This is a genomic window from Psychrobacter sp. W2-37-MNA-CIBAN-0211 (genome assembly GCF_040309405.1).
Taxonomy (GTDB): domain Bacteria; phylum Pseudomonadota; class Gammaproteobacteria; order Pseudomonadales; family Moraxellaceae; genus Psychrobacter; species Psychrobacter glaciei.
Map to the genome: position 1 here is coordinate 1 of NZ_JBEOOU010000561.1, position 237 is coordinate 237.

The window sequence follows — 237 nt, forward strand, 5'->3', positions numbered from 1 at the left end:
GGAAAAGCCGTTTGGACTCAATGGAAAAACAATTGTTTTTGAGTTAGAACTGGATGCATTATTGCACGCCCGTTTGCCGCTAGCCCAAGCTGTATCTAAGTTTCCTGCCAATCGTCGCGACATCGCGGTAGTAGTAGATGAAACAGTTTCTGCAACTGATGTTATGAATTTGATAAGAAAAGTTGGCGAAAATCAGTTGGTTGGCTTAAACTTGTTCGATGTATACCAAGGTAAAGG

General features: G+C 41.8%; 1 protein-coding gene. It reads left to right on the forward strand.

Features of this window, described 5'->3' with window-relative positions; all coding sequences use genetic code 11:
- On the forward strand, positions 1-237 hold a 237-nt coding region (locus AAEY72_RS16275), incomplete at both ends, for a phenylalanine--tRNA ligase subunit beta-related protein (protein WP_352311725.1).